This window comes from Lentzea fradiae, from assembly GCF_900100955.1.
GTDB lineage: Bacteria > Actinomycetota > Actinomycetes > Mycobacteriales > Pseudonocardiaceae > Lentzea > Lentzea fradiae.
In genome coordinates this window covers 31,404-47,555 of sequence record NZ_FNCC01000023.1, presented here as the reverse complement: position 1 = coordinate 47,555, position 16,152 = coordinate 31,404, and the positions used below count along the sequence as shown (strand labels likewise).

Genomic DNA, 16,152 nt, shown 5'->3' with positions numbered 1-16,152 from the left:
GCGATGACAGCCGGAGCGACGATGCCGGATTCGTCGACGGCGGACGCGGGAGACGCGCCGCCGGGCCACGCTGTGCTGAGTGCCGAGCTGCGGGACGCGGATCGCGTCGTCTGGTGCGGTGCCGGAGCGCTGCTGCGCGGATCACTGAGCCGCCGAGGCGTGCCGGTGGTCGTGCGGAGCCGGATGGAGGTGCGCGCGGGTCCGGTCGTGGTGTTCAGTGTTCCGGTGGCGGGCTGCGAGGGGACCGAGCTGTTCGCGGGTGCCTCGCGCGACGTGTGGGAAGCGGTGCGGCAAAGCGTCATGGAGTGGGCGTCTGTCATGGGCCCCCGCACCGTGCTGCTCGCCGCGCCGCGCCCGTGCCCGGCGGGGACCAGGCGCGCGGACGAGATCACGCAGTGCGTGTCGGACGCGGTGTACGTGCACGGGGTGGCAGGACAGGAGACCTGTCTCGTGGACGAGCTCGCTCAGCGCGGCGCGTTCGTCGTGGACGGGTTCGACGCGGTACCGCGCGGTGCGACCGTCGTGTTCGCGGTGAACGGTCTGCCGGCTTACGCGCGTGGCGAGGCTTTGCGGCGCGGTCTGGTCGTCGTGGACAGCAGCATGTGTCAGGAGACGACCGGAACCGCGCCGTCACCGCGACACGACGCGGCCGTGGTGCACGGGGACAAGCCCTGCGGCGCTGGCGCGAGCCGCCGGAGGTTCCTGCGCACCGTCATCGAGGACGCGGATCTGCTCCTCGTCGTGGACCGGGTGACCTCGCCGGCGTCGGCCCGGCTGGTCGAGCTCGTCCGGCGGCGGGGCACTCCGGCGCACCTGGTCGACAGCGCGGACGGCATCCTGCCCGACTGGATCCGCGGTGCCCGCACCATCGGACTGACGGCCGGTTCGCCCGCGGCTCTGGTCGTGGTGAACGAGGTCGTCAGCGCCATCAGCGGCCTCGGTCCCACCGAGGTGCTGGAGTGCGCGGTGCCGAGCACGACGGTGTGAGCTTCCTGCGGAACGGTCACTGCGGAGTACGGCGACGACTGCGGTACTCCACAGTCATTAGCCCGGCAAACGAACTTAGCCTCGTCACGACGGCAAAAACCGGTGGTCGACGAGGTGAGGTGACGAGATGGCCGCTGAGCGCGGTCTCCCGCGAGCGGGAAACCAGGTCTCGACGGGTTCCGTGAGGCGGAACGCCTTCTTGGTCCGATTGGCGGCCGTCCATAGCCTGACTGGCGGTACGGCCCTGCCGCCGCGGCTGCGTCCAGACCTCCGAAACCCGGCTTCGGGTGACGGCCTGCTCGGACACCGCCGGCACTCCGGTGGGGCAGGCGAGGGACAGGCCGGGCCTGTCTCCGCAGAGCGAGCACCGATCGAGTGCCAGTCGAGAGCGGGGAACGAATGCGAAACGGCCGAGCGACCAGCACCAGCGGGCAGGACCCGGTGACCGGGGGACAGGCGGCTCCGGTCTTGCTCTTCCCCGGACAGGGCGGTTACCTCCCGGGAGGACTCCGGGAGCTCACGGACGACTTCGCCGGTCTTCCGGCGGTCCTGGAGCGGATCACCGCCGCCTCCTCGGCCGCGGGCGGGCCGCCCGTGGCCGACCTGCTGACCGACCGGGCCGCTCCGACGCTGCGCAGCCTCGCGGCCACCGATCCGGGCAGGCTCCACCTGGCGATCTTCGCGACCGAGATGTGCCTGCACGAGATCCACACCCGCTGCTGGGGCGTCACACCAGCCGCACTGGTGGGGCACAGCCTGGGGGAGTTCGCGGCGCTCGTCGCCGCCGGGAGCATCTCGCTGGAGACGGGCGTCCACCTGGTCGTCGCCAGGGACGAGGCCCTGCGCTCGGCCGGTCCGCCGGTGGGCGGGGGAATGGTGGCCCTGCGCACGGACCGGCGAAGTGCGGACCGCCTGCTGGAACGCCTGTCGAGCGCCGGCACCGTTCTCGCCGTCGACAACGGCGCCGACCAGGTGGTCGTCTCGGGCCCGGCCGGGCAGTTGCTGGACCTCGCCGAGCTCGCCGCGGCCGAGTCCGTCGACAGCGTCCGCCTCGACGTGTCCTACCCGTTCCACAACGCGATGCTCCGCGACGCGGCGGAACGGTTCTCCGCCGTGGTCGGCACGATCGACTGCGCAGCGCCGTCCCTCCCGCTCCTCTCGCCCGTGCTCGGGCGGTGGGTCGAGCGGCCCGCTGACGTCCGCGAGCTGCTGACCAGCCACCTCGTGCGACCTGTCGGCTTCCTCGACGCCCTCCGGACGTTGCGCGCGGAGGGTCACCGGACCTTCGTGGAGTGCACCGCGAGAGCCGTTCTCACCACCCTGGTCCGGTCCACAGAGGACGATCCCGCGCTCGTGCCGGCGGCTGCCGCCGGATGAGACCACCCGCCGCCCGCTCACTCCTGCCCGCGTTCACCGCCACACCGGAAGAAGCAATGCCCCACATGAACACACCCGGACCCGAACTCGCCGCCCACCGGAACGCGGTCGCCGTCGTCGGCCTCTCCTGCCGCCTCCCGGGCGCGGCGGACCCGGACGCCTTCTGGGACCTGCTCGTCGGCGGCGGGAACGCGGTGACCGAGACCCCGTCCGGCAGGTGGGACGCCGAGGCGCTCTTCGCAGAGGACCTGTCGCTGCCGGGCAGGGCGAACTCCCGCTGGGGCGGCTACCTCGACGAGGTGGACCGCTTCGACGCCGCCTTCTTCGGCATCTCGCCGCGCGAGGCGACGGCCATGGACCCGCAGCAGCGGCTGGCGCTGGAGCTCGCATGGGAGGCGCTGGAGCACAGCGGCCTGGTTCCGGCGACCTTCCGCGACCGCCCGGCCGGCGTGTTCATGGGCGCCTTCGGCTCGGACTATGCCACGCTGACCCAGCGTCTCGGAGCGGAGGGAATCGGTCACCACACGGTCACCGGACTCAGCAGGGGCCTGATCGCCAACCGCGTCTCGTACGCGCTGGGACTGCGCGGGCCCAGCTTCACCGTCGACTCGGCGCAGTCATCGGCACTGGTGGCGGTGCACCTCGCCGCCCAGAGCATCCGCAACGGCGAGTGCGAGATCGCGCTGGCCGGAGGTGTGCACCTCAACCTCGCGCCGGAGAGCACCGTCGGTGCCGCGAAGTTCGGCGGACTCTCACCGGACGGGCGGTGCCACACGTTCGACCTCAGGGCGAACGGGTACGTGCGGGGCGAGGGCGGTGGCGTGGTCGTGCTCAAGCCGCTCGCCAGGGCGCTGGAGGACGGCGACGACGTCCTCTGCGTGATCCGCGGCAGCGCGGTGAACAACGACGGCGCGAGCGACGGCCTGACCACGCCGGACGCTCGTGCGCAGGCGGAGGTCCTGCGCGCGGCGTACCGCGCGGCGGACATCGACCCGCGCCAGGTCCAGTACGTCGAGCTGCACGGCACCGGCACCAAGGTCGGCGACCCCGTCGAAGCGGCGGCACTGGGCGAGGTGCTGGGTGCCGGCCGAACCGCCGCGGACGCGGTGCGGGTCGGCTCGGTCAAGACCAACATCGGCCACCTGGAAGGTGCGGCAGGCATCGCGGGCCTGCTCAAGACCGTTCTCTCGATCAGCAGGGGAACCATCCCGCCCAGCCTCCACTTCGCCGAGCCGAACCCGGCGATCGCGCTGGACGAGCTGGGCATCAGGGTGCAGGTCGCGGCGACCGGCTGGACCGCCGAGCCGCGGCTGGCCGGGGTCAGCTCCTTCGGGATGGGCGGTGCGAACTGCCACGTCGTCCTGTCGGGACCGCCGCGCCGCGACGGCGACGCCACCGAGCAGGAGACGGAGAAGTCCGTCCTGCCGTTCGTGCTCAGCGCCAAGACCCCGGAGGCTCTGCGCGCCCTGGCGGCCGGGCTGCGCGGCCGGGGCCTCGACCACGCCGGGCTCGCCGCCGCCCTGATCGAGCGGCGCACCCTGTTCGACCACCGCGCCGTCGTGGTCGCCGAGACCGCCGAGGAGCTCGATTCGGCGCTCGGCCGGCTTGAACGCGCGGACGCCGGTGCCGAGATCGTCCTCGGCCACGCCGTCGCGCAGGACACCGGTCCTGTCTTCGTCTTCCCTGGCCAGGGCGCGCAGTGGGCCGGCATGGGCCGCGACCTCCTGGGCACCTCGGCGGTGTTCGCCGAAGCGGTGGCGGACTGCGAGAAGGCGCTCGCACCACACGTGGACTGGTCGCTCAGCGAGGTCTTGCGCACCGGTGAAGGGCTCGACCGGGTCGACGTGGTGCAGCCGGCGTCGTGGGCCGTGATGGTGTCGCTCGCGCGGCTCTGGGAGTCGGTGGGTGTTCGCCCCGCCGCGGTGCTGGGTCATTCGCAGGGTGAGATCGCGGCTGCGGTGGTGTCCGGCAGGCTCGGCATCGAGGACGGCGCCGCCGTCGTGGCGTTGCGGAGCAGGGTCATCGCCGGCGAACTGGCCGGGCGCGGTGCGATGGCGTCGGTCGCGCTGCCGTCCGAGCAGGTGCGACGGCGGCTGGCCGGTGTTCCCGGCGTCGTGGTCGCCGCGGTCAACAGTCCTCATGCGACGGTTGTGTCCGGTGACCGCGAAGCCGTCGAGGAACTGGTGGTGCGCTGGGAGGAGGAAGGCGTCCGGGTCCGCCGGGTCGCCGTCGACTACGCGTCCCACAGCCCGCACGTCGACTCCATCCGCGAGCGACTGCTCGAAACCTTGAAGTCGATCCGGCCACGAGAAGGCCATGTCCCGTTCTTCTCCACTGTGGACGTCGACTGGGCCGAGCGGCTGGACGCCGCGTACTGGGCGCGCAACCTGCGGGCCCCCGTCCGCTTCCGCGAGGCCGCCGATGCTCTGCTGGGGCTGGGCTTCCGGCACTTCGTCGAGGTCAGCTCGCACCCCGTCCTGGCCGGTGCCGTGGAGGAGACCGTGTCCGCCCGCGAGGCCGAGGACACCGTCGTGACCGGCACGCTCCGCCGTGACGAGGGAGACCTCCGCCGCTTCCTCACCTCCGCCGCGCAGGCGTTCGTCGGCGGCGTCGCGGTCGACTTCTCCCGGCTGGTGCCGCGCACCGGCACCCGGGTGAGCGGCGCCGACCTGCCGACGTACCCGTTCCAGCGGCAGCGCTACTGGATCGGCACCGAGACCGAGGTGGTGCAGGAGACGGGACCGGTGCTGCACGGCGCCGACCTCGTGCGCACCCACACCGCCGCCGTGCTGGGAACCACGCCGGCCGCCGTCGCGATGCGCGAGCCGTTCAAACGCCAGGGCATGGACTCCGTCATGGCCGTCGAGCTGCGCAACCGGCTCAACGCCGCCGCGTCGGTCCGGCTCCCGGCCAGCGCCGTCTTCGACCACCCGACGCCCGCCGCGCTGGCCGCCGAGATCGACCGGCTGCTCCCCGCCGGTACCCGGCCGGAACCTGTCGTGCGGGACACCGGCGCGTCCCCGGAGAAGCCGGTGGAGGACGACGACCCGGTCGTCGTCGTGGGCATGGGATGCCGCCTCCCCGGCGGTGTCCGCTCGCCGGAGGACCTGTGGCGGTTCGTCACCGAGGAAGGTGACGCGATCGGGCCGTTCCCGGCCGACCGCGGCTGGGGTGAGCACCAGGGGCAGGGCGGCTTCCTGCACGACGCGGGGGACTTCGACGCCGAGTTCTTCGGCATCTCACCCCGCGAGGCACTCGCCATGGACCCGCAGCAGCGCCTGCTGCTCGAAGTGTCGTGGGAGGCGCTGGAGGACGCGGGCATCGACCCGGAACTGCTGCGCGGCACCGACTGCGGCGTCTTCGCCGGTGCGATGGCGGGCGACTACGGCACCAGGCTGCACGAGAGCCCCGAGTCCGTCGCCGGCCACCTGCTGACCGGGGTCGCCGGCAGCGTGGTCTCCGGCCGGATCGCCTACGTCCTGGGGCTGGAAGGCCCCGCCCTGTCGATCGACACGGCGTGCTCCTCGTCGCTGGTGGCGTTGCACCTCGCCGTCGAGTCACTGCGGCGCGGCGAGTGCTCGCTCGCTCTAGCCGGCGGCGTGACCGTGATGAGCACTCCGGGCATGTTCGCGGAGTTCGGTCGTCAGCGCGGCCTCGCGAGCGACGGCCGCTGCAAGGCATTCTCCGCGGCCGCGGACGGCACCGGCTGGTCCGAGGGTGCCGGTGTGCTCGTGGTGGAACGGCTGTCCGACGCGCTGCGCCGCGGCCACACCGTTCTCGCGGTCGTCAAGGGCAGCGCGGTCAACTCCGACGGCGCCTCCAACGGGCTCACCGCTCCGAACGGGCCGTCGCAGCAGCGGGTCATCCGCAAGGCACTCGCCGGCGCGGGCATCGAACCGTCCGATGTGGACGCGGTGGAGGCGCACGGCACCGGCACGGCGCTGGGCGACCCGATCGAGGCCCAGGCGATCATCGCCACCTACGGGCAGGACCGCGACCGGCCGCTGTGGCTCGGGTCGCTCAAGTCCAACCTCGGCCACACCCAGGCCGCCGCCGGTGTCGCGGGCGTGATCAAGATGGTCATGGCGATGCGGCACGGCGTCCTGCCGAAGACCCTGCACGCCGACGAGCCGTCCCCGCACGTGGACTGGTCGGCCGGTGAGGTCGAGCTGCTGACCTGTGCGCGACCGTGGCCGGAGGGAACGCGACGGGCGGCCGTGTCGTCGTTCGGCATCAGCGGCACGAACGCACACGTCGTCCTCGAACACAGTGCGGCGCGGCCGGATGGCGCTCGCCGCGAGCAGCAGGTCCCGTTCCTGCTGAGCGGCAAGACCCCGCAGGCGCTGACCGCGCAGGCCAGGAGGTTGCGCGAGCACCTCATCGCACATCCGGACCTCGTCCGGGCCGACGTCGCGCTGACCCTGGCCACCGGGCGTGGCCACTTCGACCACCGTGGCGCGGTTCTCGCCACCGACGCGGCCGGGCTGGACGCGCTGTGCGAAGGGCGTGGGCAGCGCGACCTGGCCCGCCGGGACGAGCCGCTGGCTTTCCTGTTCACCGGCCAGGGCGCCCAGCGTCTGGGCATGGGCCGCGAGCTGCACGCCGAGTTCCCCGTCTTCGCGCAGGCCCTCGACGAGGTCTTCGCCGAGCTCGACGCGCACCTGCCGGTGCCGTTGCGCGATGTCGTGTGGGGCGACGACCAGGAGAAGCTGGACCGCACGGAGTTCGCGCAGCCGGCCCTGTTCGCGATCGAGGTCGCGCTGTACCGGCTGGTGCGGTCGTGGGGCGTCGAACCGGACTTCGTGACCGGGCACTCCATCGGCGAGATCACCGCGGCCCACGTCAGCGGTGTGCTGTCGCTGCGCGACGCCGCGGAACTGGTCGCGGCCCGCGGCCGGCTGATGCAGGCACTGCCCGCGGGCGGTGCGATGGTCTCGGTGCGGGCCACCGCCGACGAGATGCGCCCGCACCTCACGGACCGGGTGGGTCTCGCCGCGGTCAACGGCCCGGAGGCGGTCGTGATCGCCGGCGACGAGCAGGAGGTGCTGGCGCTCGCCGCACAGTGGTCCGAGCGCGGACGCAGGACGCGGCGGCTCGCCGTGAGCCACGCCTTCCACTCCCCGCTCATGGAGCCGGTGCTGGCCGACTTCCGCGCGGTCGCCGGACGGATCACCTGCTCCGCACCGCGGATCCCGCTGGTCTCCAACCTGACCGGTGCGCTCGCGACCGCCGAGGAACTGCGGTCGCCGGAGCACTGGGTGCGGCACGTGCGCGACGCGGTCCTGTTCCACGACGGTGTGCTGGAACTGCGCGAGCAGGGCGTGACCCGGTTCCTGGAGCTCGGCCCGGACGGCGTGCTCGCGGCGATGGCGCGCGACTTCCTCGGCACCGGCGAGGTCGTCCTCCCGGCCCTGCGCAAGGGCCGGCCGGAAGCCGGTACGCTGGTGGCGGCACTGGCACGACTGCACACGGTGGGTGTCGCCGTCGACTGGTCCGAGTTCTTCGCGGGCACCGGCGCCCGCCGCACCACCCTGCCCACCTACGCGTTCCAGCACGAGCGGTTCTGGCTGAACACCGCCACCAAGACCGCGGACGTCTCGTCCGCCGGGCTCGACCCGATCACGCACCCCGTGCTCAAGGCGGCGCTGTCCGTCGACGGCACCGCGGTGCTGACCGGCAGGTTCGACGTCGCGGAGCAGCCGTGGCTCACCGACCACGAGGTCGGTGGCGCGGTGGTGGTGCCGGGGACCGCGCTGCTCGAACTGGCCGCCCGTGCCGGTGAGCACGTGGCCAGGCCGACCGTCTCCGAACTGGTCCTCGTCGCGCCGATGGTCGTCCCCGCCGGTGAGGCACTGGACGTCCGGATCGCGGTGACGCCGGACGCAACGGTGCGGATCACCTCCCGCGGTACCGCCCAGGGGGAGTGGACCACCCACGTCACGGGGCGGCTGGCAGCCGCGCAGGGCACCGCGCCCGCGCCGGTGCAGTGGCCCCCGGCAGACTCCGAACCTGTTGCCCTGGAGGGGTTCTACCCGCGTCTCGCGGAGCGGAACCTGCGGTACGGGCCGGCTTTCCGGACCGTGCGAGGGCTGTGGCGCGGTGACGGCGAGCTCTTCGTCGAGGTCGGCCTCACCGGCGCGGACGACGGCCACCTCGTGCACCCGGCGTTGCTCGACGGCCTCCTGCAGCCGCTGGCGGGCGGTGAGCTGCTGCCGGACTCCGGCACGGCGCGCCTGCCGTTCTCCTGGACGGACACCCGGATCCACGCGGCCGGGGCGACGTCGCTGCGGGCCCGGTTGAGCAGGACCGGCCAGGACTCCGTCCGGGTGGCCGCCTGGGACGCGGAGGGCACCCCGGTCGTCGACGCGGCCGCGGTGGCGCTGCGCCCGGTCGGCGACGACCGGCTGCGCGACGCCGTGGCGGCCGACTCGCTGCACCGCGTCGAGTGGCGGCCGGTGGAGATCGGCGGCTCCGCCGGAGGCACGAGCAGGAGGCTGCCCGATCCCGCGGACGGACCGTTGCCGCGGCGGGTGCGTGCGGGCCTGGCCTGGGCTTTGCGCACCGTGCAGGACTGGCTGGCGGCGGAACGCACCGGCTGCCTGACCGTCGTCACGGGTCCAGGCCCGGTCGGCGCGGCGGTGCGGGGGCTCGTGCGCTCGGCGCAGACCGAGCACCCCGGCCGGTTCCAGCTGGTCGAGGTGGACGGCACCGCCGCCTCGGAGAAGCGCCTGTCCGCGGTGATCGGCGCACCGGAACCGCAGGTCGCCATCCGTGACGGTGCGGTCCTCGTGCCTCGCCTCGTGCGCCACCACCCCACGGCCGGTGGCCAGGAACACAAGTGGGACAACGGGTCCCTGCTCGTGACCGGTGCGGGCGGTGTGGTCGGCTCCGCGCTGACGCTGCACGCGGTGAGCACGTACGGGATCAAGGACGTCGTGCTGGTGAGCCGTCGCGGCGAGCAGGCGCCTGGCGTCGCGAAGCTCGCCGCGCGGCTGCGTGCGGACGGGGTCTCCGTCGCCGCCGAGGCGTGCGACGTGGCCGACCGCGGTCAGGTCGCGAGGCTGCTGGACCGGGTCCCGAACCTGCGTGGCGTCGTCCACGCCGCCGGGGCGGTCGCCGACGCGGTGGTCGAAACGCTGACCGCGGACGGGATCGACGCGGTCCTCGCGGCCAAGGTGGACGCCGTCGCGCACCTGGACGAGCTGACCAGGGAACGCGACCTCGACTGGTTCGTCGTCTGCTCCTCGGTCGCCGGCAGCTGGGGCACCGCGGGCCAGGCCAACTACGCCGCGGCGAACGCCTGCCTCGACGCGATCGTCCGCGACCGCGCGGCGGCGGGGCTTCCCGCGCTGTCGCTGGCGTGGGGCCTGTGGGCCGAACGCGGCGAGCTGTCAGGACACCTCGGCGAGGCCGACCTCCTGCGCATGGCGAAGGTGGGCATCGGCCCACTGTCCACTTCGGACGCCGTGGCCGCGTTCGGCGCGGCGCTGCGCTCGGCGGAGCCGGTGCTGGTGCCCGTCCGGCTGGACCTCCGGTCCGTCGGCCGGCCGGTGCCGCCGTTGCTCGCCGACCTCGTCCGTCCCCGGACCGCCGTGCGGCCCGTGGCCGCCACGCCGGAGCCCCGGCGGGAAGTCACCCGTCTCGCCGGTGACGAGCTCAGGGCCGGACTGACGCGGCTCGTCCGCACCGCCGCCGCGACCGCGCTGGGTCACGCCAAGCTCCGCGACGACCAGGTCGACCAGTCCTTCGCCGCACTCGGCATGGACTCGCTGACCGCCCTGGAGCTGCGCAACCAGCTCGGCGAGGCGACCGGTCTCGTGCTGCCCCCGACCCTGCTGTTCGACCGGCCCAGCCCGAGGGACGTCATCGAGCACCTGGTCGAAGAACTTTCGAACGAAGAGGAAACCACTGTGGAAGACGCGGTCGGTCAGGCGAAGCCGGTCGAGGACGACCCGGTCGTCATCGTCGGCATGTCCTGCCGGTTCCCCGGCGGGGTCAGCACGCCGCAGGAGCTGTGGGACCTCGTCTTCACCGGGGCCGACGGCATCACCACGTTCCCCGACGACCGCGGGTGGGACCTCGAGAACCTGTTCCACGACGACCCGGACCACGCGGGCACCAGCTACACCAGGCACGGCGGCTTCCTGCACGACGCGGCCGGGTTCGACGCCGGGTTCTTCGGCATCGCGCCCCGCGAGGCGCTGGCCACCGACCCGCAGCAGCGGCTGCTGCTGGAGACGTCCTGGGAGGCGCTGGAGAGCGCGGGCATCGACCCGCACTCGCTGAAGGGCTCGCCGACCGGCGTCTTCACCGGCGTCATGTTCCACGACTACGCCTCCCGCTTCCCGGTGATCCCGGAGGGCATGGAGGGCCTGCTGGGACTCGGCAGCCACGGCAGCGTCGCCTCCGGCCGGATCGCCTACGTCCTCGGCCTGAACGGACCGACGATGTCGATCGACACCGCGTGCTCCTCCTCCCTGGTGGCACTGCACCTGGCGACGCAGGCGCTGCGCAACGGCGAGTGCTCGCTGGCGATGGTCGGCGGCGTTGCGGTGATGGCCACCCCGAACACCTTCGTCGAGTTCAGCAGGCAGCGCGCCCTCGCCGTGGACGGGCGGTGCCGGTCGTTCTCGTCGGACGCGAGCGGCACCACCTGGGCAGAGGGTGCCGGAATGCTCGTGGTGGAACGGCTTTCCGACGCCCGGCGCAACGGGCACCGCGTGCTCGCCGTCGTCCGCGGCAGCGCCGTCAACTCCGACGGCGCCTCCAACGGGCTGACGGCGCCCAGCGGCACCGCGCAGCGCAGGCTCATCGAGCAGGCGCTGGCGGACGCGGGACTGACCGGCGCCGACGTGGACGTCGTGGAGGCACACGGCACCGGTACGGCACTGGGCGACCCGATCGAGGCGAAGGCGGTGCTGGAGACCTACGGGCAGAACCGCGAGCGGCCGTTGTGGCTCGGGTCGCTCAAGTCCAACACCGGTCACACCCAGGCCGCGGCGGGCGTCGGCGGCATCATCAAGATGATCATGGCGATGCGGCACGGCGTCCTGCCCAAGACCCTGCACGTCGAGCGGCCCACCCCGCACGTCGACTGGACGTCGGGCAAGGTGGAGCTGCTGACCGAAGCCCAGGCGTGGCGCGGTGAGGTCCGCAGGGCGGCGGTGTCGTCCTTCGGCATCGGTGGCACCAACGCCCACGTCATCATCGAAAGCCCCGCCGAGACCCCGGCGGACGTCACCGCGCCGCGCCAGGGCTCGGTCACGCCGTGGGTGCTGAGCGCCAGGACCGCGGCGGCGCTGCGGGCGCAGGCGGCCAAGCTCGCCGGGTTTGTGGAGCAGGAACCAGGACACGCGGACGTGCACGTCGCGGCTGCCCTCGCGGCACGGACGCGGTTCGAGCAGCGCGCGGTCGTGCTCGGCACCGACCGGGACGCCCTGGTGGCGGGCCTCGCCGCCGCGGCGCGCGGTGAAGAGGCGCCGAACCTGTTCGTGACCGGCGAACGCCACGCGGGTGAGACGGCGTTCCTGTTCGCGGGACAGGGCAGTCAGCGCGCCGGGATGGGACGCGAGCTGTACGAGGCGTTCCCCGCGTTCGCGACGGCCTTCGACCAGGTGGCGGAGGTGCTGGACCCGCTGCTGGGCACGAGTCTGCGCGAGCTGGTCTTCACCGGCGACCGCCTGGACCGGACGGAGAACGCCCAGCCCGCGCTGTTCGCGCTGGAGGTGTCGTTGTTCCGCCTGGTCGAGGCGTGGGGCCTGCGGCCGGACCGGGTCGCCGGTCACTCCATCGGTGAGATCGCCGCCGCGCACGTGGCCGGCGTCCTCTCGCTGGAGGACGCCGCGACGCTGGTCGCCGCCCGCGGCCGGTTGATGGGCGCGCTGCCCGAGGACGGCGTCATGGTCGCCGTCGAGGCGGGTGCCGACGAGGTGGCCGGTCTGATCGCGGGCCACGAGCACGAGGCCGGCATCGCCGCGGTCAACGGGCCGAGGGCGACGGTGCTGTCCGGAGCCGCCGGTGCGGTCCGGGAGATCACCGAGACCCTGCGGCTGCGCGGGCACCGGACGCGTGAGCTCAGGGTCAGCCACGCGTTCCACTCGCCGCTGATGGGGCCGATGCTGGAGGAGTTCCGCGAGGTCGTGTCCGGCCTGGCGTTCTCGGCACCGCGCATCCCGCTGGTGTCCACGCTGACCGGTGTGGCCGCGGAACCCGGCGACTTCACGACGCCGGACTACTGGGTCCGCCACGTGCGCGAGTCGGTCCGCTTCCAGGCGGCCGTGCGGACGCTGGAAGAGGCGGGCGTGACCACGTTCGTCGAGCTCGGACCGGACGGGGTGCTGTCGGCGATGGCGTCGGCGAACCTGTCCGGGTCCGCCGCGCTGCTTCCCTTGCTGCGCAAGGACCGCCTCGAACCGCGCGCCCTGCTGGACACGGTCGCGAAGCTGTTCGTCCGCGGTCTCGCCGTCGACTGGCGGGCCGTGACCGGCGAGGCGCACCCGGCGGTGGAGCTGCCGACGTACGCCTTCCAGCGCCAGCGGTACTGGCTCGACGCGCGCCCCGTCACGGGGACCGTCGCCGGGACCGGGCTCGGCCGGGTGGAGCACCCGCTGCTCACCGCGTCGATGTCGCTGGCGGGCAGTGGCGCGACCGTCCTCACCGGACAGGTCGCGGCCACCCGGCCGGGCTGGGCCGGTGACCACCGCGTCGGCGGTGCCGCCGTGGTGCCGGGCACCGCGCTGCTGGAGATGGCGGCACGGGCCGGTCGCGAGGTCGGCTGCCCGCACGTCGCGGAGCTCGTGTTCCGCAGCGCCGTGGTGCTCCCGGCCGAAGGCACGCTGGACCTCCAGCTGGAGGTCTCCGGCCCCGACCGCGACGGCGCCCGAACCCTCGCGGTGCACTCGCGGCCCTCGGCCGACGCGCCGTGGACGGCGCACGCGACCGGTCGCCTGACCACCGGAACACCCGGTGCGGGGGAGAGGCTCGCCCAGTGGCCGCCGTCCGGAGCGGAACCGCTGGACCTCGACGGGCTCCACCCCCGTCTCGCCGAGGCGGGGCTCGCGTACGGGCCCGCCTTCCAGGGCGTGCGCAAGGCGTGGCGTCGTGGCGACGAGGTCTTCGCCGAGGTGGACCTGCCGTCGTCGTTGCGGGTCGAGGCGCGGGACTACCTCGTGCACCCCGCTCTGCTCGACGCGGCACTGCACCCGATGCTGCGCGACTCGCTGCGCCTGCCGTTCTCGTGGACGGGTGTGCGGGTCCACGGCCCCGGTGCCACGTCGCTGCGGGTCTGCCTGCGGGACAACGGGCAGGACGCGTTCGCCATCACCGCCTGGGACTCCGACGGTGAGCCGGTCCTGTCGGCGGACGAGCTGGTGGCCCGCCCGGTGGTGAGCGACCAGCTGAAGGCGATCTCGTCGCCGGCCGCGGAGACCCTGTTCCGCATCGACTGGACCGCACCCGCGCGGCCGCTCGGCCCGCAGGGCTCCGGTCACCGCACGGTGGTCGTCGACGGCGACACCGCGCAGCCGCTCGCGCGGCGAGTCAGGTCCGCCGTGAAGTCGGCGCTGGCCGAGGTGCGGTCGTGGGTCGCGGACGGCCACGACGCGAGCGCACGGCTCGTGTTCGTCACGACCGGCGCGGTCGACGGCGATCCCGTGGCGGCCGCGGTGTGGGGACTGGTGCGTTCCGCGCAGACCGAACACCCCGCGACCATCCAGCTGATCGACCTCGACGGCACGCAGGCGTCCGAGAAGGTGTGGCGCGACCTGCTCGGCTCGGAAGAGCCGCAGATCGCGGTCCGCAAGGGCCAGGCGCGGGTGCCGCGGCTCGCCGGCGCGGGCAAGACCGGGCCGTCCACCCGCACCGAGTGGCGCGGCGGCACCCTGCTGGTCACCGGTGCGGGCGGCGTCGTCGGCACCGCGCTGACCAAGCACGCCGTGCGCACCCACGGGGTTCGCGACGTCTTGCTGCTGAGCCGCCGCGGGACGAACGCTCCCGGCATGGCCCAGCTCTCCGGCGACCTGCGCGAGCTGGGTGCCGAGGTCACCGTGGAGGCGTGCGACGTGGCCGACCGGGAACAGCTGGCCGCCGTGCTGGCCCGCGTCCCGGCGGACCGGCCGCTGGCCGGCGTGATCCACGCTGCGGGCGCGTCCCGGGACGCGACGGTCCAGTCGATGACCGAGGAGGCGCTGGAAGCTGTCATGCCCGCCAAGGTCGACGCCGTGGCACACCTCGACGAGCTCACCAGGGACCTGGACCTCACGTGGTTCGTCGTCTGCTCCTCCGCCGCCGGCTGGTGGGGCACCGCGGGCCAGTCGAACTACGCCGCCGCCAACGCCTGCATCGACGCCATCGCGCGGAGCAGGCACGGCGCGGGACAGCACGCGCTGTCGCTGGCGTGGGGACTGTGGGCGGAGCGCAGTGAGCTCTCCGGCCACCTCGACGAGGCGGACCTGCGCAGGCTCGGCAGGCTGGGGATCACGCCACTGTCCACTGAGGACGCCGTGGCCGCGTTCGACACCGCTCTGCGGTCGAAGGAACCGATGTTGTCCCCGATCGGCCTGGACGTCCGGCAGCTCGACGTGGACGAGCCCGCGGCGGTGAGCCCGCTGCTGCACGAACACGTCAAGCAGGCTCCGGCGCCCTCGGCCGACCCGGCTCCGTCGCTCGGGGGCCGGTTGGCAGGGCTGGACGAGGGCGAGCAGGAAGCGGTACTGCGCGACCTGGTCCGGGAGATGGTCGCCCAGGTGCTCGGCTACGCCGGAGCGGACGAGGTCGAGGCCGACAGCGGCTTCTTCGACATCGGGTTCGACTCGCTGACGGCGCTGGAGCTGCGCAACCGCATCGAGAAGGCGACCGGGCAGCCGGTGGCGCCCACGGCGATCTTCGACCACCCGACCCCCGGTGCCCTCGCGAAGTACCTGCGCGTCCAGCTCGGTGAGGAACAGCAGGCCGAGCAGCCGCTGGACGTGGAACGGCCGTCGCTGGCCGGCACCACGGTCCTGCTGACCGGCGCCACCGGCGGTCTCGGCAAGGTGTTCGCCGAGAGCTTGTCCGCCGCCGGAGCCAACGTGGTGCTGACCGGACGCGACCAGGCCGCGCTCGACGACCTCGCGGGCACCCTGGGCGGCAGCTCGCTGGCGCTGGTCGCCGACGTGACCGACAGCGCGGCGCTGGCCCGTGCGGTCGCGCGGGCGGAGGAGGAGTTCGGCGCGGTCGACGTGCTGGTCAACAACGCCGGTGTCAGCGGACCGGCGGGCCCGCTGTGGGAGGTCGACGAGTCCGAGTGGTGGCAGGCGATGGAGGTCAACGTGCGCGGCACCGTGCGCGCCTGCCAGGCCGCCCTGCCCGGCATGGTCGAGCGCGGCAGGGGACGGGTGGTCAACATCGTCAGCTCGGCGGGCAAGCACCGCTGGCCGACCGTCTCCGGCTACTCGGTGTCCAAGGCCGCGGCCATCAAGCTGGGCGAGAACCTCGGGCCGGAGCTGGCAGGGACCGGTGTGTCGGTGTTCAGCTTCCACCCCGGCCTGGTCGACGTCGGCCTGACCCGCAGGCAGCTCCAGGACGGCGACACGGGAAACCGCTACGTCGACGGGATCGCGGCCTGGGTGGCGGACCAGCGCGAGGGCGGCCGGTTCACCACGCCGGAGGAGAGCACCGCGATGCTGCTGAGGCTCGTGTCGGGTGAGGCGGACGCACTGTCCGGCAGCTACCTGACACCCGAGGACGACCTGGGCCGTCTCCTCGGCGGCTGACGCCGCCCGCAGCGTGTGATCGCACACCCCACGAACC

The 16,152-nt window shown here is 73.6% G+C and carries 3 protein-coding genes; all 3 read left to right on the top strand.

What is annotated here, in order from left to right:
• The first annotated feature begins 3 nt into the window (after positions 1-3).
• The 3 genes from BLT23_RS37375 to BLT23_RS37365 all read left to right on the top strand — a co-directional run bounded on the left by BLT23_RS37375 (position 4) and on the right by BLT23_RS37365 (position 16,115).
• Complete coding sequence (locus BLT23_RS37375; protein WP_090059662.1) at positions 4-987, top strand: hypothetical protein; 984 nt, start codon at positions 4-6, stop codon at positions 985-987.
• A gap of 399 nt (positions 988-1,386) precedes the next feature.
• Positions 1,387-2,364, top strand: coding sequence for an ACP S-malonyltransferase (locus tag BLT23_RS37370; protein WP_090059660.1), 978 nt, complete (start codon positions 1,387-1,389; stop codon positions 2,362-2,364).
• 65 nt (positions 2,365-2,429) lie between these two features.
• On the top strand, positions 2,430-16,115 hold the full coding sequence (locus BLT23_RS37365; protein ID WP_176947115.1) for a type I polyketide synthase: 13,686 nt from the start codon (positions 2,430-2,432) through the stop codon (positions 16,113-16,115).
• The last annotated feature ends 37 nt before the right edge of the window (positions 16,116-16,152 follow it).

Bases quoted from the DNA above. Each gene is read 5' to 3' on its own strand.
- BLT23_RS37365 (WP_176947115.1), top strand. From the start codon at position 2,430: ATGAACACACCCGGACCCGAACTCGCCGCCCACCGGAACGCGGTCGCC.
- BLT23_RS37375 (WP_090059662.1), top strand. From the start codon at position 4: ATGACAGCCGGAGCGACGATGCCGGATTCGTCGACGGCGGACGCGGGA.
- BLT23_RS37370 (WP_090059660.1), top strand. From the start codon at position 1,387: ATGCGAAACGGCCGAGCGACCAGCACCAGCGGGCAGGACCCGGTGACC.